The following is a 21,356-nucleotide window of genomic DNA, read 5'->3' as shown; positions in this document are numbered from 1 at the left end:
CTATGCTAAAATACCCAGCAAACTTTCTCCAGCTTTGACTTTATCTCCTACTTTGACGCTTATTTCAGCTTCAAGGGGGAGATACAGGTCAACTCTGGAGCCAAATCGGATAAGCCCGTATCGTGTACCGGCAGTAACCGGGTCATTTTTGGTTACCTGGCAAACAATACGCCGTGCTATTAAACCTGCAATTTGCACTACACAGTATTGGTGCTGGCTGGGCGTATTAACAGTAACTGCAGCATATTCATTGTGGAGTACAGCCTTGTCTTTATCAGCTGCGTAAAATCTTCCAGGCTGAAAAGTAACGCTGCTGACCGTGCCGCTGATGGGGATTCGGTTCACATGTACGTTAAACACATTCATGAAGATACTGATTTTTTTAACCTTGCCATCAAGAAAACGGGTATCCTCGGTTTCGTTCACGACAATCACCTTACCGTCAGCAGGGCAAATAATCGCACCCTCTTGTTCAGGCTGGACCCTTGATGGGTCTCGAAAAAAATAGGTTGAGAACCCGGTGAGCAGAAGTGCCCCCAGTGCGGGGATACAAAGATCAATGAGGGCAAAAATAAGAGTGGCAAAACCGCTGAAAAGAATGAAAGGGTATCCTTCAGGGTGGATAGGAATAGTCGTTTGTTTCATAACTTCACCAGAAAAAATGTTTTCTGTCGATAGCACCAGGCTGGATGTTTCTGAACGCGCATCATTTTGATTTTGGGGCGCGAGCCATGGCAACGGTACCTGTGCGGATAATCTCTTTGATGCCGATGGGCTTAAGAATATCGATTACCGCCTTGATCTTGGATTCAGAGCCCGTCACTTCTACGGTATAGGAATTGGCGCTGACGTCAACTACCTTGCCACGGAAAATGTCGATGATGCGAAGCACCTCTGCCCGGCTTGATGCATCTGCTTTAACCCGGATGAGAACCATTTCTCTTTCCACAAAATCTTTTTCGTTGAGGTCTGTTACCTTGATGACATCAATGAGCTTGTGGAGTTGTTTGATTGCCTGTTCAATGACTCCTTCCTTACCACGAGTTACCAGAGTAAGGCAGGACACTTCAGGATCTATTGTTTCGGCAACACAAAGGCTTTCTATATTAAAGCACCGACCACTGAATAAACCGGTAACATGGGATAGTGCTCCTGGTTTGTTTCGTAGAAGGACGGAAAGGGTATGCTTCATTAGGGTGTTGCTCCTTGTTGATTCTTGACACTGTAGTTGCAGTTCTACCTGCGATAATGCACAAGCGGCTTGCTGAGCTGCAGGATTGCTTATTTATTATACCAAAAGCATTTCTGTGGTGGGCTTTCCAGCAGGAACCATAGGGAATACCCCCTCTTCACGGCTGACCGAGAAATCCATGACAACCACATTGTTGGTACTCAGAGCTTCTTTTATTACCGGCTCCACCTCGCTTTTTATTTTTGCTCTCAGGCCGACGGCACCATAGGCCTTAGCCAGTTCAACAAAGTCCGGTGCATGGTCCATTACGGTTGATGCATAATGCCGGTTGTAAAAGAGTTCCTGCCATTGCCTGACCATTCCAAGGTACTGATTGTTTAAAATGGCTACTTTCACAGGCATGTTATATTGTTTTGCCGTTGCCAGCTCTTGGATGTTCATCTGGATAGAGCCATCACCGGCAATGTCAAACACCGGTTTATCCGGGAAGGCAAATTGTGCGCCAATGGCGGCAGGAAGCCCATATCCCATGGTGCCTAATCCTCCGGAAGTGAGGAGGCGACGGGGATGGTTAAATTTATAGAACTGAGCCGTCCACATCTGGTTCTGACCCACCTCGGTTGTGATAATGGCATCACCGCCGGTAAGCTCGTTAATTTTTTCAATCACGAATTGGGGTTTGATTATGTCACCTTCTTCGTGGTAGCAAAGGGGATGCTTCTTGTCCCATTCTAAAACTCTGTCAACCCAGGGTTGATTTCCAGCGGCAAAGGTGTCCGCATCAAATGCATTATGGCTCTCAAACCAGCTGTTCATTGCCTGCAATGCCTGCTTGCAGTCAGCAACAATGGGAATGTCGACATCAACATTTTTACTAATCGAGGTGGGGTCGATATCTATATGGATTATTTCCGCATTGGGGGCAAAGGCTTCGAGTTTTCCGGTAACCCGATCGTCAAATCGTGAGCCAACGGCAATGAGCAGGTCACTTTTTGCAACGGCCATATTTGCAGCATAAGTACCATGCATGCCCAGCATACCTAAAGAGAGGGGGTCGGTCCCTGGAAAGGCGCCAAGTCCCATAAGGGTCATGGTAACCGGAATATTGAGCTTTCTGGCAAATTGCGTTAATTCTTTGCTACCATTGGCGAGGATAACCCCACCTCCAACATAGAGTACCGGTTTTTTGGCGTTGAGACAGGCTTTACATGCTTTTTCCACCTGGCCGGGATGCGGCTCCACATTGGGCTGGTAGGTCTGCATTTTTGGTTGCTCTTTTTTCGGATACGTAATCAATGAGCCTATCACATCTTTTGGGAGATCGACCAGTACCGGGCCGGGACGTCCTGACGCTGCCAGGTAAAAGGCTTCCCGCAGGGTGGGAACCAGTTGTTCCGGGTCATTGACTAAATAATTATGTTTGGTACAGGGGCGGGTGATGCCGACAATATCAACCTCCTGAAAGGCATCGTTACCAATAAGTGCTCGGGGTACTTGACCGGTGAGGACAACCAGCGGGATAGAGTCACAGTAAGCAGTGGCAATGGCTGTGACCCCGTTGGTTGCGCCAGGTCCGGAGGTGAGTATGGAAACGCCTACTTTGCCCGTAGCCCTGGCAAATCCGTCTGCAGCATGTACCGCTCCCTGTTCATGACGAACCAGTACATGTTTGATATCAGTCTTGCACAGTTCATCATAGAGTTCAATAACAGCACCACCTGGATACCCAAAGACTAGATCAACGCCCTCTTCCTTCAGACATTGTATGATTGCCTGAGAGCCTGTTATTTTACTCATTTTTTCCTCTTTGCTGTGGGTTGCTTGTTGCCTGCAGGGTGCGGTTATGTAACATCACCAGTGGATGAAGCGACTACCTTGGAAACGCAGAATATATATCTGTGTTTACCTTTTCTCTACCTTTGATAACAGAGAACCATTGACTATATAGACGATGAAAATAGCTGTCAAGAGCGAACAATTTTAAGAGAGGTGAAAAGGGGTATGGTATTGTTGCGCCTGTAAGTGCTTATGGAGTTGCAAAAGAGGGTGCCAAGAGTAACTGTAAGTAAGTAAATCGGATGCTGATAAAGTGTTAAAGCGGCAAACAAAGATGATTGTTTACTTCGTTTCCCGCTTTAACATGGGGTGTGAACAGCGTAGCTGCTTTTAGGGTTCTTGGGCTTGATTTTCCAGTTGCAGGATGAGTTCTTTGACCGTAGTGCCGGAGGGTGTCGCGGCAAGAGGATTAATAACGACGAGCTTTTTCCATTCGACAATCGCAGCTTTCCTGTCATCAAGGTCACTAAGCAGGACAACCCCTTTGTTAAAACGAGCTTGCTCATGGTTCGGGTCCTGCTGCAACACTTTGTCAAAGATGGCAATGGCCTCCTTTGGTTGCTTGTTACGCCGGTACATGACGCCAAGATCGGTCATGACGTTCATATCTCCGGGCATAAGCTCAAGAGCTTTTCTGTACGCTTTGATTGCGTTGCTTGGCTGATCGGAATCGAAATAGGCGTGACCAAGATTAACCCATGCCTCCCTGTCATCCGGATTGTTGCTGGTTTGTTGTTCAAGAGATTCTATGGCCGCTGTTGCTTGATCGTGGGTGTGTTCCTCTGTCGACATTAAAGAAGGTGTTTGCAGGGCACTGTACAGTACGCCGCATACAAACCCGATGAGCAAGGACGTGGCAATGCTGATGTAAAGTGTTTGCTTTTTTACCTGTGAACCTTTTTGGGACATGTTTTTCCTTTGAGCGAATTGAGCATTATTTACTGGGAAGAGCGATCAGAATCATTCAGCGAAGATCAAAGAACTGTCAATCGATGGCGAACTACAACTGTTTAGCAGCGCCTAAATATCGACAAAGTTAACAGTTTAGCGGGTGTTCTCCGGCTTCGATACATCTGTATGCTGAGCGGGCAGATCGTGGAGAGTTGGGGTGCTGTTGAACAGTTACGAGCGATCTCTCTATAAAGTACATGTTAAATGAGTGCAATTTTTTTATTATTTGCAGCGGATGATACCCTACAAAGTGGGATATGGTCAAGTCCTGATAGGACACCTTGACCGTCAAGCTTCGAACAATAAATTGGTTGATGTCTTGGTTATGAGAACCGGACCGTAAAACAGAAACGATCGGTTCGTGGGCCGCAGTGCCCGCAACGGTGGCTTGTGATAGTTGAGATTTTTTTTGCATGTTCATTGCATGTGCGGATGATTTGTTTTTTTACCGTCTGCTTGTCGCCCTGGTTGACCATGGCATAGTGGTGCAGCGTTCCTTTGGCCGCCAATGATGGAAGGCACAAGTTGACAAACATGGAGGGGTCGGCTGTAGGTAGGACTGTGACAATACGGTCAAATTGCCGGGGCAATGCCGGCAGGATCTGAGTTGCGTCTCCCCGGTAAAAACGAACCCTCTTTTTCATTTTGTTTAGCTGTATATTTTTGAGGGCAAAGCTGTGAGCCACAGGGTTTTTTTCTATGCCGACAATCAATCGGGCCTTGCTGTGTTTTGCCATGGTCAGGGGAAACGGCCCCACACCAGAGCACAATACAGCTATTCGTTCTTCCGGTTGGATCAGATTTGCCAGGCGCAGGCGTTCTCCGGCCATTCGGACTGAGTAGTAAACTGTTTCCGGGTTCAGGTAAAGCAGGATACCGTTTTCTTTGTGCAGTGTCTCTTTACGGTTTTCACCGGCAATTATTTGCAGCCCACGTGTTCTAAATTCTCCCTGGTGTATACCTGTCCGTTTGCCGATCACCCGAATGGTAGGATGGGCCCGGAGTAAAGCTTCTCCTATCAGGCTTTCTTTTTTTTTCAGTGATTCAGGGATGATAGTTATGAGAATGTCCCCGATGCGGTCGTAGCTCCATATCATGGCCTCCATTTCTGTGTCTGTGAGCAATCTGCCTAATACTTCTTTTATTTGCATGGTGAATTCTCTTGCATTTTTAAGTAATGCCGTTATTATAAAAAGTTTGTGAAATTTGAACACCTGATTTAGGAGAATATATCATGGCCCGTGTATGTGAAATTTGTGGCAAAGGTCCTGTTACAGGCAATAATGTTAGTCATGCCCATAACAAAACCCGTCGTCGCTGGCTTCCTAATTTGCAGAGGGTAAGAACTGTCACCAAAGATGGCAGCACCGTACGTATTAATGCCTGTACCCGATGTATCAGATCTGGTGCTGTCGTTAAACCTGCTTGATTAGTAAAGCCTTTGTATTGTAGGGCGAGTGGAGTTACTCTTCTCGCCTTTTTTTATTGGCACCTGTGCCGTATTGATGTACTGACCGTTTTGAATATGTATGGAGGTCCTCATGAGCGAAGAAGTCCGTTTCTTACCGTATGATGAAGCCGCGAGACTTGTTGGGGCGATTCAAGAGGAGGAGGATATTCATCGTCCTGATCATCGTATCCTGACCGTTTATAACCAGGGCAACAAGGAAATTTGTTGGTTTGACTATGACGAGGTGATGCAGGATGTGGGTATTACCAAAAGCGATGAAGACTCTAAAGCCAAACTCACCGAGTATATCCTGCATAGGATTCCAGAGTGGGCTCTGGATATGTAAAATATCCAGGTTAAAAGCGTTTGTTAAGGAGCCTTGCCGTCTGTTGCTGGACGAGGTGATTATTTAGAGCATCATTTATTTAAATCACGCCTGGCGGCATTTCCGGCACTTCCTCTCCTCCGAGCATGTATCCTCCATCCAGCCTGATGGTTGCCCCTGTCATATAATCAGCATTTTCAAGCAGATAGAGAACAGTTGCCACTACTTCTTCCGGCCTGCCTGTTCGCCCGACAAGAGTATGGTTCAGCAGCTCTTGCTGCTCGGCTTTGCTGAGTTCTTTCCAGCCTCGCGTTCCCGGCCCGTGTCGGGTGTCAAAAAAACCGAGCATGATCTCGTTGACTCTGATTTTCGGTGCACATCTACGGGCCCATGTGTGGGTCAATGACTGTATCCCCCTGTTGGCAGCTGCATAGCCGTCATTAAAAAAAAGACCTGCAGGGCCTGATCGTCCGGTAAGTGCTGCGATGGAGGAAATATTAATCACTGCACCATTGTCGCTTTTTTGCAGTAAGGGGAGGCAGTGTTCAAAAATTTGCCATTTTGCATACAATGTTGTCTCCATTTCCCGTTGCCACTGGCCTGCGTTTACCGAGCGATGATAGGCACCATGGATGACAGGCATTCCACCTCGCTCGATATTATTGATCAGGATATCCAATCGGCCAAACTGTTTTTCTATTTGCTGGACCAATTTAATGACATCACCGCTCTGGCGAAGATCTGTTTCGATGGTTATGTGTTTTTCGGTATCGGTCTGAAAGAGTGCACACATGGCAGCAGAATCTTCAGGCCAGTCGTACCAGGGAAGAGCCAAGGAAGCCCCTTTGCCTGCAAGTGCTTTGGCAATGGCCAGGCCTATTCCTCGGGAAGCTCCTAAAACAAGGCTGTTTTTACCTGAAATATTCATATCATCCTGTGGGTGTGATTACGTTGAAGCAATTTGTGCTATGGCTTTATCTTTCAATTCATCGGAGTCGCTCGTTTCCTTGGTTATGGCCAATTTAGGTAACCATTCAGCGAATATCTATAAACTGTCAATCTACCCCGAACTGTAACTGTTCAGCAGTGCTCCAAATGTTCACAAACTGACCGATTAGCTGATAAGCCCCGACTTCGTACATACATCCCTATGCAGAACGGACAGATTGTGGAGCGTTGCTGAAATTACCAATTATGTATTCTTTGGGCAACGAACAGATGGCTGCGGTCAAGCAATAGATCGGCACCCGCAATCGGGGTTTACCTGATCTTGTTCGAAAAATCTAATATTAAAAAGTACCCTTTCCTATTCTCAAAAAAATGTTTTTTCCAGCAGGAGACATCATGAAGCAAAAAAGATGGTTAACCATCCCTCAGGGGTCTGTTTTTTTGCTGCTCATGTGCAGCTTATTTTTATTTTCCGGGTGCGCATCCCTTAACGAGAGAGAAATCCTCTCTACTTCCCCTTGTATTTCCAATAGCTGGCCCCATGAGAAGAGTGATCTTCAACCTGATCCTGATCTGACCTTTGGTCGTCTTGATAATGGACTGCGGTATGTATTACTTGCCCATGATGAGCCCCAAAACAGGGTTGGTATGTATTTAAATGTCCAGGCTGGATCGATTCAGGAAACAGAAAAGCAACGAGGACTTGCTCATTACCTTGAACATATGCTGTTCAACGGGACCACCCATTATCCTCCGGGAACGCTGGTGGAATATTTTCAATCCATTGGCATGGGATTTGGTGCAGATACCAATGCGCATACTGGATTTGACGAAACTGTGTATAAGCTGCTGTTGCCCAAAGGGGACCGGCAAATGGTTGATGAGGGGCTCCTCGTCTTGGCTGATTATGCTCGAGGTGCTTTATTACTGGAGGAAGAGGTTAATAGGGAGCGAGGCATCATTTTAGCTGAGAAACGCTCTCGCGATTCCGTTGCTGCCAGGGTGCGCAAAAAGCAAATGCATTTTGAGTTTGCCGGAACCCGTGCAGCGCAAAGAGATCCCATAGGCATTGAGGAAGTTCTGCTGCAGGCAGGTAGTGCGGATTTGCGTACCTACTATGATGCATGGTATCGGCCGGAAAATATGGTGGTCGTGGTCGTTGGCGATATGCGTGTGCACGATGCCGAGCAGCTGGTTGTAAAGCATTTTTCAGGGCTCAACCCGGGAAGTGTCCAACCAGAGTGCAGTGAGCTCGGCAGGGTGGCGGAAAAAGGGACAGATGTACTGTATCTTCATGAGCCTGAGTTAGGGTACACCAGGATATCGTACGGCACTGTATATAACGAGCAATCCACAGATAACACCAAAGCCTGGGAAGAGCAACAGCTGCATGCCTATGTGGCTGCATCTATACTTAACAACCGATTGGAAAAAATTGCCCGCAAACCCGGCAGCCCTTTTACCAGTGCGGATGTGTACTCAGGTGTTTTTCTTGACACTCTGGGGTATGCCACAGTTACTGCTTCAACCGATAATAGCCGTTGGCGGGAAGGACTATCTGTTTTGCGGCAGGCCATTAGCCAGACAATGGAATCCGGCTTTACCGTTAGTGAACTGGAGAGGGCAAAAAAAGAAATACTTGCCTATTTAAAAAAACAACAACAAACCGCAAAGACCAGAAACAGTACGAAAATTGCTGCTGAAATTATTCGTAAGCTCAATAGTAACGAGGCTATCCTCTCACCCGCGCAGGAACTCGCCCTATACAAGCCTATGCTTGAGGCTATGAAGGTTGATGATGCGGAACAGGCTTTTGCTCGTCTCTGGAAAAGAGAACGTCGCTTGATACAGGTAGTTGGGACAGTCGATTTGGGCAGTGACGAGGAGCAGGCTGAAGAGCAGATACTCAAAGTGCTTGCTGAGCAAAGCCGGGTTGCAGCACTAGACTGGAAAGATGAGCAAGGGCTGCATTTCCCCTATCTGCAATCGCCGGTGACCATTGGCAGAGTGCAGGAAAGGAAAAGTTACGACACCATTGGTGTGGAAACGGTCCAGCTGGCTGGTGGGGTACGGATTAATTTTAAAAAAACCCCTTACCAGAGGCATCAGGTGCAGGTGGCTGTTCATTTTGGTCAGGGAAAATTATCCGAGCCCTCTCCAGGAATGGCTGGGCTTGCTGAAAGTGTGGTCAGGGAGAGTGGGGTCGGTGGTTTGACCCGTGAACAGTTGAATCAAGTTTTTGCGGGGACCAATGTTGAGCTTGGTTTTAAAGTTGGAGCTGAGAGTTTCTCGCTGACCGGCACAAGTTTGGCCGAAGAGTTTGAGATGTTGCTGCAGCTAGTATATACCCAGCTTCATGATCCTGCGTTTCGTAAGACAGCTTTTGAGAAAAGTCGAGAACGAGCAGGCAAAATGTTTGACCAGATACAGAACACGGTTGAAGGGCAAGGACAGCTGGTCGGATCAAAATTTTTAACCGGTGACAATCCTTTTTATACCATGGCAAACCGTACGCAAATGATGGATGTTCAACTGCATCAGGTGGTTGAATGGCTGCAACCGGTTTTCTCTGCAGCGCCTTTAGAGATAAACGTTGTCGGGGATATTGATCAGCAAAACGCTTTGGCTCTGGTGCAGCGTTATTTTGGCCGGGAAAATCGTAGTGAGCATACGCTGATCCAGCCCACGAGGGTTTTGTTCCCCCAAGGGCAGGAATTTGTGCACCGTGTAAACAGTTCCATTGACAAGGCGCTTGTTACTGTTGCTTGGCAGACAGATGATTTTTGGGATATTGCACGAACAAGGAGATTGAACCTGCTGGCTTCAGTACTTGGTGATCGCCTGCGCCTGAAGGTCAGAGAAGAGCTGGGGGCGACCTACTCGCCGGTTGTGTACAATCAGTCCAGTCGGACCCATCAAAGGTTTGGGATGTTACAAAGTAAATTGACCGTCTCTCCAGACCAGGCCCTTGCCATGGCAGAGTTGGTCAAGGAGGTAGCCGGTGAGTTGGGAAAGCAGGGTGTCGAAGAGCTGGAGCTTGAGCGGGCGCTGGAACCAACTCTGACTTCTATTCGCGATATGCAGCGCAATAATAGCTATTGGCTACATGCGGTTATGGCACTTTCCAGCAGACATCCACAACAGCTGCAGTGGCCGCTTTCTATTGTTAACGACTTTCAGTCAATAACTACAAGAGAACTTAAGCAATTGGCTGCCTTATACCTCAAGCCGGAGTTAGCCGCAGAGTTTGTTACCAGTTCGAGGAGGTAGCGCTTTTATCCGACAAGCCAAATGGCGATGTTCTGGGCCTGCTGCACTGTTCGGTCAGAGACACCTTTCAGCAGGCCCTTTCCTCCTTGTCGACCTCGGCGACCGATGACGATTGTCCCGCAGTTGTGCTTTTTTGCCTGGCGAAGCAAGTCCGCCCCTACGTCAAGATGCATTTGCGCCGGTAGTTGAGAAATGCGGTTTTTGGGGACGCCGTTATCAATCAACACCTGAGCATGGGCATAGAAAAGAAAGTTTTCCAAATCCAGATATTGCTCACACCATTGTTTTCCCCATTGGGAGTGAAAATGTTCCGGCTTTGCCGGTTGTTGCCTGCCAAACATACTGTTGGAGTGATAGAGACAGATTTTTGCCTCAGGATGATCCTGGAGCATAAAGGCGAGGTGATCTGCTGCCATAAGTGATTCCGGTTGGCTCTGCACTGCGAGGAGGAATCGTTTGGATATAACCTCTCCATCAATAATCCACATCGGGATTTCATGACATTTTTCGATGAAATCCGCAGAGGTGCTGCCGAAGAAAAGGCCGCCTACAGTGCCGATCCCACGGCGGCCTATGAGGATGGAGTCGTATTGCCCCTGGTGGGCTGCATGATGCAGGGTTGTCGAGATGGATGTTGAAGAGATTTGGGTGCTGTAACTGACCTGCTCCTTGGAAAAACCGTTACGGACGAGTCTTGCCTTGGCATCCTTCAGATAGCGGTTCGCCACCCGGGAGCGTTTTTCGGTGATAGGGGATTGTTGGCGTAACGGGTCAACGTCAAACATCCAGTCTTGACCGGATCCGCCTGCAGGAACGACACTGATCAGGTGTATATGAAAGCTACTTTCGTTTCCGAATATTTTTATCAGATAGTCCAGGCTGTTCGAACTGTATACAGACCCATCAATGGCCACCATTACTGTTTTTTCCATTCCTTGCTCCTACTTTTTGGGGAGGGGTGGTTGTTTTTTTCAGGTGTCTTTCTGCTATTTTATCACGAGGCTGGTGTGAAAGTCTACAAACTGATAAAAAAGTAGAGTAGCGCCATGCCGGCTATGCTCAATGTGCGGAAGCTTTGCGAGAAGAAGATGAGCTGGGTGGCCAAGGCTGGTTTGAAAATGCCTGCATAATAAGGAAATTGGTGCCGCACCGCACGAATTGGCGAAGATAAGACATTACCTACTAACAGAGCGAGTATCACTTCTCGGGTTTCCATGGTGCCATCTGCAAGCATGGCACCAGCTGCAGCGAGACCGGCTGAAAATTCAGCTGCCACATGTAAAACTATAATTGACATTGCCTGAGGGGAGAGCCAGGCAAGCCAGGTGAAGCGCTCGGCCATGAATTGTTCAAGGAGGGTAAAGAGACCGAACTGATTAAAGAAATAAAAAAGTGTATAAATAGGTACTGTAAAACGAATAATTTTTTTTATACGTTTTTTAAATCTTTTCAGTGTGTTTGCAAGGGCGCTTTTAAACGTGGCTGTTTCCGCCCGCTTGAATTCCTCACCGGCAACGTTTTTGGCTGGAAGGAGGAAGTGGGCGAGGAGGGTAATAACTAACGTGCGCAGTATGGCTGCCCCAAATGTCAGGCCGACGTATACGACAGCCGCACCCTTGATAAGTGGGGCGGTAATGAAAAAAGTAGTAGGGAGATGGAGAAAATAGGTAGGGAGGCTATTAAACAGGTTTGCCAGGATGAGCTCTTTTTTGGTGATGGTTTTCTTTTCGTACCCTTCCGATAACATGGTATTTGCTGCCACCCCGGAAAAAAAGGCCATGGAAAAGGACGCACCGGTCAAAGAAGAAAGGTGACCGAAGCGTGTCAATGGTTTGGCAAGAAAAGCTATTTTTCTTGTCCAGTTGAGAGCTTCGATCAAATTAGCTATCATTAGCCCAACAGAGATGAAAAAGAGCAACCGGATAAGGGGCCAGCCTAATCCGGTCCATAAGTCGAGAAACATGTTTTCTGCGGTCATAGACTCTGTCGCCTGATCTAAGGAAGGTAAATGTTTGCTGGATTGATTGAGCTAATGCAGTAGCGTTGCACTATAAACCTCTACGTAAAATCAGCAAGTGCTCTCCATGAAAAAGAGAATAGAATCTGAAAAAATACCACTTTTGCTTTGGCTTGATGATCTTGATCCGGATGCGTTGCAGCAGGCAAAAAATCTTGCCAACCTGCCGTTTGCCTTTCATCATGTGGCTATTATGCCCGACGCCCATGTCGGTTACGGCATGCCCATAGGTGGGGTGCTGGCCACTCAAGGGGCTGTTGTTCCCAATGCGGTGGGGGTAGATATTGGCTGTGGCATGTGTGCGGTTAAAACCGGTATTACAGAGGCAACCACTGATCAGCTGAAAAAGATTGTAGGCTCGATACGCAGAGCTATTCCCCTTGGTTTTAAGCATCACCTTACCCCCCGACCGCATTCGATTATGCCGCCTTTAGCGGATATGGAGGTCGAAAAAGAATTGCCTGTTATCGCACGGGAATATGAAAGTGGGAGGCACCAGGTTGGAACTCTTGGCGGTGGAAATCATTTTATTGAGTTGCAGCGTGGGAGTGATAACCATATCTGGCTAATGGTCCATTCCGGCAGTAGGAATCTTGGATACAAGGTTGCAGGCTATTACAATAAGTTGGCCCAAAAAATAAATGTTGATGCCGGCTTGAAGGTGCCGAAACAGTGGCAGCTCGCTGCTCTGTGGGTGGAAAGCAAGGAGGGTGTGCGATATATGGCAGAGATGAACTATTGTGTTGCCTTTGCCGGAGCCAACCGGCAAGAGATGATGCGCCGGATTCAATGGATTGTGAGTGAGGTAACGGGCTGTGAAGAATTTCACCCCCCTTTGGATGTCGCCCATAATTACGCTGCAAAAGAAAACCATTTTGGCCAACAGGTTCTGGTTCATCGCAAAGGGGCGACCAGAGCATTTGCTGGAGAGCTGGGGATTATTCCCGGATCTCAAGGTAGTACAAGCTATATTGTCCGCGGGCTGGGGAATCCTGATTCCTTTTCATCGTGTTCTCATGGGGCTGGACGCGTTCTTGGCCGGAAACAAGCCCAGCGCAGCCTGGACCTGCAGCAGGAAATAGCCAAGCTTGAAAAGAAGGGTATTTTGCACGGACTGAGGAGCAAAAGGGATTTAGATGAGGCTCCCAGCGCCTATAAAGATATCGGGAGCGTGATGAACAACCAAAAAGATTTGGTCGAGATAGTGGTCGAGCTTTCACCGCTTGCAGTTGTGAAAGGGTAAGTCGAGGATCCTCTCTGGCAATCTGCTTCGTGCTTGTTAGTTTTTTTGCTGTTATGAATGAGCAAAAAAGGGGACTACTACCAGGCAGTCCCTTTCGTTTTCAGGGCACATCCTTTATAGGAGAAGCCCTGTCTGCAGGTAATCAGTGACCTGTCCCGCCTTCCATATAAGGTCTTCCCTCTTCAATAAAACGGGCAAGATTGTCAAGGCCCCGGTCCCTTGCTTCAGCGTTGAAAGTTGCCTGGGCATCGGAGGCATTTTTTTGGGCCTTAGCGTAAAAATGCTGGCGTTCTTTAAATGTTTTGTGCCAGCTGTTGTACTGATCAATAGCCAGTTTTTTTATTTTTCCTGCTGCCTTCAGTTGCTTTAACTGGTTGTTGATTGCTGGGAGTTGATCCAGGTAGGGTGATTTTTTGGATATTGCCATGTGTAGCTGTTGCACTACGATGGGTTTTTCCATGAACTCAATCTTGTCTTCGACCATAAGGAGTTTTGAATAAATAATAGCAGGATAAAGATCTATGATCAGGTAGTCTGCTGTATCTTCTTCGAGCATTTCAAATGCCCGTTGATAGGGAGTATAGGTCACATCGAGCTTGTCTTTGATGTACGCGTCGAAATCGTCGCCAAAGCTCTCTCCCTGGCCGGCAACGCCTTTTTTGCCTATCATATCCTCCCAGCAGTTACAGATAAAACGGTCTCCCTTTTTCACGACCGCTACAACCGGGCTCTCGAGGTATGGGGCCGAAAACACCATATGCTGCTCTCTCTTTTTATTTTTGTATGCAGAGACAATCAAGTCGACTTCACCTGCGACAAGTTGTTGCTGTACCTGGAGCCAGTCAGTGGCTGGTTGGATGGAGTATTGTATGTTGAGTTGAGAGAGGATGTCTGTTGCCAGCTTTGGCCCAACGCCTTGGAGTTTACCTTGTTTGTTCCATGCGACAGGTGGGGCCTCGGGGTTGCCGGATATAACCATTACAGGGGATGGCTGGGCGAAAAGAGGGGAGCCGGTGACATGGAAGATAAAGGTCAGTAAGACGACTAGGTGGCGCATAGAGACTCCAAAAAGTTAGGTTTGATGGGCTTGCAAGCTTGCCGCCACTGGCATACATGCCACAGTGGGAGAAATATGCCCGCTTTGCCGGTGCTGTAAGTGACCCTTTGGGGATAGGGATTGGTGTAATGGGCAGGCTGCCATTCCATTCCATTTTTTTTATAAAGATTGATGGTTACAAATGAGCCAGTTGATTTACTGTCTTTTCGCCCAATCTCTCGGAGTCTAACGCTTACCTCGTTATGCTGAAAAAATAATCCTCGGAGGTAAGCGTAGACTCCGATATCAGTTATATGCCTGTGGTTATTTTTACAACATGCCTCGATCTTGAACGAAGATCCTATTAAATCAACAGACTCATAAATAGCAGGTGAAGTTTTAAAAAGCAAATGCCGCTGTTGAAAAAAGACTATGAGCGTAGAGATCACCGGGGTCTGAGCTTAAGCCCAATGTGAGGATCTCCCATTGGCCGCCAACTGCCTGACGGAAAATTTTCGGAATCTGTGCTGAGCTTATATGAAGGCCGGCATGAGTGTTGATGAAGTTACCAAGTTGCCTGAAAATCATGAGTAGACTGCTGGGTCTTGGAGCAACATAAACCGCATTTTTTTCATCTATGCCTGCTAACTTGGCAGCCTCTTTAATGGCTTTATCCAGGTTGCCTAGTTGATCTACCAGGCCCAGGCGCATTGCTGTTTTACCATCCCACACCCTTCCCTCAGCTATCATTTTTACCTTGTCCAAGGACATGTCTCTGCCTTGGGAAACGATGGAAAGAAATTGACGGTATCCGTTTTCAACGCTGAGTTGGTGGTAGGACTTTTCCGCAGTCGACATCGCAGAGACTGGATTGCCGAAAAGAGCAGTTTTGCTGGTGCCTATACCGTCACCATATACGCCTATTTTTTTAAGTGTATTGTTGACGGTTGGAATAGCGCCGAAAATACCTATCGAGCCGGTTAAGGTAACAGGTGAAGCTATAATGAGATCAGCATCGGCAGCTAGCCAGTAGCCGCCGGAAGCAGCCATAGAACCCATGGAGACAACCACTGGTTTACCTGTTTGTTGGAACGAGAGTAGCTCAAGCCTGATCAGTTCTGAAGCCATAGCGCTTCCGCCACCGGTGGATATTCGTAGAACAAGTGCCTTTATATTATTGTCTTTTTTGGCTTGACGAATTTGTTCGATCAATAATTGAGATCCAATTTGATTAACAGCGCCTTTACCATACATTATATTGCCGGTAGCCGTGATGATGCCCACATTGTCTTTTTTCTCCGGGGCGGGTGCGTAGGAAGGCGTAATTGACTGGAGGTAATTTTTATAGCTTATTTGGGGGAATTTTTTTGATGAATCAGGCGGAACGTTGGAGAGTTCAGAAAGGTAAGCGAGTAATTCCTGCCTGGTTTTAATGCCGTCGATAAGCCCTGCTTGCAGGGCCATTTGGCTGCGGTCTCCTTTGCTTTGCTCGAGGTAGGTCGGCAGATTATCGATTATATATTTGAATTGTCGGCTTGTCATTTTTCGGTGGGTAGCAATGTCTTGACTATATATTTCCCACAACGCATCCAGCCAGACCTTGTTAGCCTCTTTGGCGGCTGGTGACATGTCGTTTCTGGTGAAGGGTTCCAGGGCGGATTTGAATGTACCAACGCGGAACACATGAAAATCAATTGCCAGTTTTTCAAGAAGTTCCTTCGCGTAGAGGCGGTATACCCGGAAACCTTGGATGCGCAATCCACCCATGGGGTTCAGGTAAATTTCATCAGCCCAGGATGCTAAGTAATATTGCGCCTGATTATAATTGTCGCCAGCGGCGACAACCTTTTTTCCTGCTGCTTTAAAGTAATCTACAGCCTTGCCGATGGCCTTTATTTGGTTGAGCCCGACTTTTCCCAGTCGGTCAGGGGCTATAAACAGTACATTTATTCTGGAATCGTCAGCTGCCGTATAGATACAATCTAGGACATCCTGCAGTAGAATGTCTTTTTCTACCGGTACACCCGAAAGATTATTGATTACTTGTGCCATTGGGTCGATGGGGGAGCGTTGTTCAACGATGTCTCCCTCCGGCGCAAAGATCAATACCGCGTCATCTGGCATGGTTACTTCAGGTCGATAAAAAAGAGTGGTAACAACAAGAAATAAAGAGGCTAAAAAAAGCAAGCTGGCAAAAACGGCCATCCCGGCTGAGAGCAATTTCCAAAACCAATGAAAAGGCAGCCAAATAAATGAGAATATTTTTTTTATCATTTTGTTTCGTTTAAGTGGGGGTGGTTGGATGGGTGGTACTTATTTTACAAAATATCTAAAAAAGGTATTGCTTTACCCCGTTAAAGTCAAATGATTGGTAATGTACGAGGTTTTTTGAGGGGAGATTCTCAGGTGTATAGAGGCAGCCCGGGGAGGACCTGCTGGAGGGCGTCACCAAGGTCTTGGAGTGAATAAGGTTTTTTAACGAATTGGGTTACTCCAAGTTCTTTGGCCTGGTGCATATCTGTGGCTGTAGAGTATCCGCTTGTAATAATTGCTTTTTGCTCTGGTGCGTGTTCCAGGATAAGGCGATAGGTTTCGCATCCGTTTATGCCTGGCTCCATGAGCATATCCAGGATGACGAGATCAACCTTGTTATTCTTTACAAACTCGATCGCTTTTTCACCTGAAGACACCGTATAGGGCTTATAGCCCATGTGGGATAACAGTCTCATGGCAATTTCGCGCTGGCTTTTCTGGTCATCCACAACAAGGATACGTTGCCCGTTCCCTTTGTGGGTAGAATTATCAAAAGATCGCTGGGGTGTTTCACAAAGAGTACTGCTTGCAGGAAAGTAGAGAGAAAAGAGGGTACCCTTTTTATTGCTTACCAGATCGATATAGCCGCCATGGTCATGGACGGTGTTCCAGACGACAGCTAAGCCTAAACCTGTTCCGCTTTTGCCCATGATTTTTTTACTGTAAAAAGGGCTGAAGATCTTTTTAAGATCTGTTGGAGAAATACCGGATCCTGTGTCCTCTACATTGATGACGGTGTAATTGCCTGCTTCAATGGTTTCGTATCCTTTATGCACCTCTTTGAGATGGATATTTTTTGTAGATACAGTAACAGAACCCTTTGTTTGGATCGCCTCAGCTGCATTCAGTACCAGGTTCATGACTGATTTAGAGACGTGCATGGTCGAACAGGTTACATGGTGTAGCTTATCATCCAGGTAGGATTCTATGGTCACATCAGGAAAGCGCTGCCGAATGGTATTGTACTCAACTGAACTGAAATAGTTTGTGATAATGGTATTGATATCTTGAATTTCTTTTTTACAGGTGGCACCGCGGGCGACTGTGAGCAGGTCATCGACGACAGCTGCGGCCCGTTTCCCTGCATCGCGAATCATGGTGATTTCTTCACGATATTTAAAAGTATCATCCAGGTCTAAAAGGAGCAACTCAGGGTAGGTGATAATGCCGGCAAGTATGTTGTTAAGATCGTGTGCCACAGAGCCGGCCATCAACCCAAGAGACTCCATACGCTTTGCATCGGCAAGCTGTTCCTGAAGGTTTATTTTTTGCTGCATGGCAAGTTCGCTGGTCGTCACATCCCGGATGGCTGCAACCTGCATTTGTTGTGCCTGGTAATCGATATGTTTTACCCTGATTTCAACCGGAAATTGTTCGCCGTTTTTTTTGATACCACTGGCTTTAAAGGGGCCGATGGTATCTGGGTCAGTCTGCAGGTGCAGGGTCTGGATGGAGTCGCGGTCAAGCAACACATCAAATACCTGTTTGCCAAGTAATTCATCCTCACTGTAGCCAAACATTTCGCACAGTTGGTTGTTTGCCTGAAGCATTGTGCCCTTGTCGTAGAGAATGATACCTTCCCATGTCGCCTGTGAGAGTTGGCGAAATCGTTTTTCGCTGTTTTTGAGATCCTTTTCTAGTTGTTTGTGCTCTATTCCACGGGCAATTGTTCGTAAAATGCTGTCTGGAGCACAGGGTTTTCGTAGAAAATCGTACACACCATGGCGAAGTGCTTCAACCGCATTTTCAACAGTGGCACTGCCCGTGAGCATTACGACAGCCGCTTCTGGGTGCTGTTGTATAGTATGGGCTGCCAGTTCAATACCGTAAATGTCTGGAAGACCTATGTCGATAAGAACTGCATCAAACGCAAAGTTGTCGAGGTGGAAGAGTCCTTCTTTACCGGAAATAGCGGTTTCTATCTTGTAACCATCTGCTGCAAACAAAACCTCTAGACTTTTACAGAAGTTAGGTTCGTCATCAATTATTAGTATAGAATGTCCCATAGGTGAGCTTACAAAAGGAAGGCTATTTATTTGGAGGCAAAATGATGAGAGACTGACGAGAGTGAAAAACCGTATGTGGATGTTTGGTTATTACCGTCATTGTCGATACCTTTGTATTGATGACATTCTAATGTGCTGGTCATGGAGACCGTGTTGATCAATATGAAGCCTAGGGAAGTTGTAAAAAAAAAACAATCTGTTTTGTAGACACTTGTAATATTGAAACTGTTTTTGAAAGAGAAGTCCAATTAAAAACATGTCAAATATTGAAAACGAGCGATATCACTTGTTGATAGGGAGCGAGATACTAAATGTTGTACCTTGATGACTACTTTGGCACAAAATTGATCCTCCCATCTCTTCTGTCAGTTTTTTAATGATCGCAAGTCCCAGGCCTGAATGGCCGTTGTGTTTAGTGGTGTATCCCGGTGTGTACATTTCTTGCTGATCCTGTTCCGAGATGCCTGGACCATTATCGGCAACTGTAATGATCGCTTTGTCTGCTACCTTTGCAGTCGTAACTTCAATAGTTCCTTTCTCGCTCATCGCATCCATTGCATTGTTGATCAGATTCATCATTATCTGGCGGATGCTATCCTCGTTGGCTATGACCATTGGTGCGGCCTCATCCGGGGTAAATAAAATTTCAGCCGAGTGCTTGTTTGCCGGGGATGCCGTATACAGATGGAGAATGTTGGCAAGAAGTGTATTGATTTCTATTGGCTTGACATGACGATCTGTTTGTTCTGTTGCTAGATCCTGCAACTGTTCCGTTAAGTTGCCGATACGGGTTAATTCCTCGTCTATGATGACCAGTTCGGAATCAATAGCCTCTCCGCTTTGACTTTTAATTTTGAGGATTTGCGTATAATTTTTAAGAATTGCAACAGGGTTGTTTATTTCATGGGCTACTTTTTTGGCAAGCTGAGAGGCTGCATCAATTCGTTCTTGCACTAACTGTTCCGCCTGTCGAAGGTGAAGCTGTTCCAGGTAGAGAGCAATAGCAGCATGCTGGGCTAAAATGTGAACAGGGGTTAATTGGCTGAGGAAACGTTTTTGGTCCTCTTGTTGGAAGGCAATGATGAGCAGTCCCTGCACTTCATTATTGTAGACCATTGGTACTGCTGAAAATACATCCTTGTTGAAGAGATGGAGCAATTGTTGGTCAAGCAGGCTCAATTTTCTTGGTTGTTCGTCTGAGCTATTGAATGAATGAATCAGGTTTTTTTTACTGACAGCCCTCTCAAGCAGGCTGCTACCTTCAGGGGTTACCTTGAAGGTAAATTGGTCAACAGTACCGAAGAGATGATTTTTTGGGGAAACTTGGCCTTGAAGGAGCGTGTTGTCATGATTGGACCAGGTAAAAAAGAGACAGTTGCTTTCATTGAAAAGAATTTTTAGGCTTTGCTCAATGACAAGCATCATCTGGTCTCTGGTTTCCACTTTGAGCAATTCTTCAAGAGGGCCTGTGAGTTGGCTAATGTCACGGACCCGATTGATAAGCCCTAAAGAGACCTGTTTGTGCACTTCTTCGCTCTCTTTATCCTTTTCCATGGAAGATTTGGTAGAAGAGGGAATACGAATATTAAATTCGTCTGCAATGAGGGTGACCTGTTCCTCCACATCAAGTGTGATAATTTCCAGCTGTGAAGAGGTAATGTGTAAAAGGCGTCCTGCTGTGTCAATAATATCTCTATCGTGAGGGTCTCCATGGCTTAAAAGATCAGCAAGGGCAATAATTTTGGTCAGTGGGAGAGCTTGTGCCACCTCTTCAACCGGATGGTGGTGATATCTTACTGCGTCGGATAGAATGGAGGGGAGTTGCCATTGGTCGCAGAGCCATCCTCCGGCCTCACAATGGTCGATCTCGAATCTTTCTTGTTCCAAAAATGCCAGTCTGGCGTCGTGACAACGAACACCTTTTAATAAAAGTGGCGCATACTGACCAGGAAAGGCCATCCATAAGATGAGCTTTCCTATGTCGTGGAGCAGTCCTGCCAGATAGGCTTCAGAAGTGGACGGGAATGAGGTTGTTTGAGCAATGTTTTGCGCAAGCAGTGCTGTTTGAAAACTATGATGCCAGAATCTGTCCAGAGAGAGCAGGCCGTTGGTCTCGACCCTTCTAAACACCTGCTGAACAGAAACACTGATGGCAAGATTTTTAATGACATCTGCGCCTAAAAAAACAATTGCCTGGGCCACGTCTGTAAAATTTTTTCGGCTGCCAATAAAAGCAGAATTCACCAATTGAAGGACTTTTGCACTTAAAGGTGCGTCTTTGGTAACAACTTGAATGACTTGTTGCAGATCGATTTCCTGAGCATGACAGATATCAATAAGCTGAACCAGCACTTGGGGCATGCTGGGTAAGTTTCCTGATATTTTAAGGTTGTCAAGAGCTTGTAGTCGGTGGTCCATGCTTGCGTAGAAAGCCAAATAACAGATTAATGGTGTGCGATAGCTAAAATTACTTAGTTAACAAATATAAATTTTTTAATCAATGAGTAAAAATGTATAAAAATTTGAATTTTTGAAAGAGGCAATAGTAATCTTCATTCTCTCGGGTAAAAAAAACGAAAAGAAGAGATAAAGACAAATGGTACCTTGAAAAATGTTTTTTTTTGCCAAGCTCTACGTTGTGATGTCTTTTAATAATCAGAATATCAGATAGATGCATGCGTTTGGAAAAAAGTCACGCCTTGGTCTTGATGGAAATACAAATTCTTTAAGACACCCTTATGTATTAGCAAGGATTTGGGTGTTCTTAAC

The 21,356-nt window shown here is 46.4% G+C and carries 16 protein-coding genes; 4 read left to right on the top strand and 12 right to left on the bottom strand.

What is annotated here, in order from left to right; genetic code table 11:
• The 5 genes from JWH17_RS00610 to JWH17_RS00590 all read right to left on the bottom strand — a co-directional run bounded on the left by JWH17_RS00610 (position 1) and on the right by JWH17_RS00590 (position 5,130).
• Positions 1-645: a phosphatidylserine decarboxylase family protein gene (locus JWH17_RS00610; protein ID WP_205220612.1), complete on the bottom strand. Its 645-nt coding sequence runs from the start codon at positions 643-645 to the stop codon at positions 1-3.
• Positions 646-706: 61 nt separating this feature from the next.
• The gene (gene ilvN / locus JWH17_RS00605) at positions 707-1,192 is read right to left on the bottom strand and encodes an acetolactate synthase small subunit (RefSeq protein WP_205220611.1); all 486 of its coding nucleotides are present in this window, start codon (positions 1,190-1,192) and stop codon (positions 707-709) included.
• 96 nt (positions 1,193-1,288) lie between these two features.
• The gene (gene ilvB / locus JWH17_RS00600; protein ID WP_205220610.1) at positions 1,289-2,989 is read right to left on the bottom strand and encodes a biosynthetic-type acetolactate synthase large subunit; all 1,701 of its coding nucleotides are present in this window, start codon (positions 2,987-2,989) and stop codon (positions 1,289-1,291) included.
• 369 nt (positions 2,990-3,358) lie between these two features.
• Positions 3,359-3,937, bottom strand: coding sequence for a tetratricopeptide repeat protein (locus JWH17_RS00595; RefSeq protein ID WP_205220609.1), 579 nt, complete (start codon positions 3,935-3,937; stop codon positions 3,359-3,361).
• Positions 3,938-4,302: 365 nt separating this feature from the next.
• Positions 4,303-5,130: a class I SAM-dependent methyltransferase gene (locus JWH17_RS00590; protein ID WP_205220608.1), complete on the bottom strand. Its 828-nt coding sequence runs from the start codon at positions 5,128-5,130 to the stop codon at positions 4,303-4,305.
• Between the two features lie 83 nt (positions 5,131-5,213).
• On the opposite strand from JWH17_RS00590, the gene rpmB reads away from it, so the two are divergent.
• Positions 5,214-5,408 (top strand): 50S ribosomal protein L28, encoded by a 195-nt coding sequence (rpmB, locus tag JWH17_RS00585; RefSeq protein ID WP_205220607.1) that lies wholly within the window; start codon positions 5,214-5,216, stop codon positions 5,406-5,408.
• 112 nt (positions 5,409-5,520) lie between these two features.
• Positions 5,521-5,775, top strand: a complete 255-nt coding sequence (locus JWH17_RS00580; RefSeq protein WP_205220606.1) for a hypothetical protein — start codon at positions 5,521-5,523, stop codon at positions 5,773-5,775.
• A gap of 79 nt (positions 5,776-5,854) precedes the next feature.
• Here JWH17_RS00580 and JWH17_RS00575 read toward each other — a convergent pair whose 3' ends face one another.
• Complete coding sequence (locus JWH17_RS00575; RefSeq protein ID WP_205220605.1) at positions 5,855-6,682, bottom strand: SDR family NAD(P)-dependent oxidoreductase; 828 nt, start codon at positions 6,680-6,682, stop codon at positions 5,855-5,857.
• 416 nt (positions 6,683-7,098) lie between these two features.
• Between JWH17_RS00575 and JWH17_RS00570 the strand changes: the two genes are divergently transcribed.
• Entirely contained in the window at positions 7,099-9,972 is a 2,874-nt protein-coding gene (locus JWH17_RS00570; protein ID WP_205220604.1) for a M16 family metallopeptidase, read from the top strand.
• Positions 9,973-9,977: 5 nt separating this feature from the next.
• Here JWH17_RS00570 and JWH17_RS00565 read toward each other — a convergent pair whose 3' ends face one another.
• Both JWH17_RS00565 and JWH17_RS00560 read right to left on the bottom strand, forming a co-directional pair.
• Positions 9,978-10,904, bottom strand: a complete 927-nt coding sequence (locus tag JWH17_RS00565; protein WP_205220603.1) for a universal stress protein — start codon at positions 10,902-10,904, stop codon at positions 9,978-9,980.
• Between the two features lie 83 nt (positions 10,905-10,987).
• A complete protein-coding gene (locus JWH17_RS00560; RefSeq protein WP_205220602.1) occupies positions 10,988-11,950 on the bottom strand; it encodes a hypothetical protein in 963 nt (320 codons plus the stop codon).
• A gap of 106 nt (positions 11,951-12,056) precedes the next feature.
• Between JWH17_RS00560 and JWH17_RS00555 the strand changes: the two genes are divergently transcribed.
• On the top strand, positions 12,057-13,232 hold the full coding sequence (locus tag JWH17_RS00555; protein WP_205220601.1) for an RtcB family protein: 1,176 nt from the start codon (positions 12,057-12,059) through the stop codon (positions 13,230-13,232).
• 142 nt (positions 13,233-13,374) lie between these two features.
• Here the strand turns inward: JWH17_RS00555 and JWH17_RS00550 are convergent, their stop codons facing one another.
• The 4 genes from JWH17_RS00550 to JWH17_RS00535 form a co-directional block, all read right to left on the bottom strand.
• The gene (locus tag JWH17_RS00550; RefSeq protein WP_205220600.1) at positions 13,375-14,289 is read right to left on the bottom strand and encodes a substrate-binding periplasmic protein; all 915 of its coding nucleotides are present in this window, start codon (positions 14,287-14,289) and stop codon (positions 13,375-13,377) included.
• Positions 14,290-14,667: 378 nt separating this feature from the next.
• A complete protein-coding gene (sppA, locus tag JWH17_RS00545; RefSeq protein WP_205220599.1) occupies positions 14,668-16,542 on the bottom strand; it encodes a signal peptide peptidase SppA in 1,875 nt (624 codons plus the stop codon).
• Between the two features lie 128 nt (positions 16,543-16,670).
• Positions 16,671-18,587 (bottom strand): hybrid sensor histidine kinase/response regulator, encoded by a 1,917-nt coding sequence (locus tag JWH17_RS00540; protein ID WP_205220598.1) that lies wholly within the window; start codon positions 18,585-18,587, stop codon positions 16,671-16,673.
• Between the two features lie 282 nt (positions 18,588-18,869).
• Positions 18,870-20,948, bottom strand: coding sequence for an HDOD domain-containing protein (locus JWH17_RS00535; protein WP_205220597.1), 2,079 nt, complete (start codon positions 20,946-20,948; stop codon positions 18,870-18,872).
• Positions 20,949-21,356: the final 408 nt, after the last annotated feature.

The organism is Desulfogranum marinum, assembly GCF_016918565.1.
GTDB lineage: Bacteria > Desulfobacterota > Desulfobulbia > Desulfobulbales > Desulfobulbaceae > Desulfogranum > Desulfogranum marinum.
This window is presented reverse-complemented; position numbering and strand designations above follow the sequence as displayed.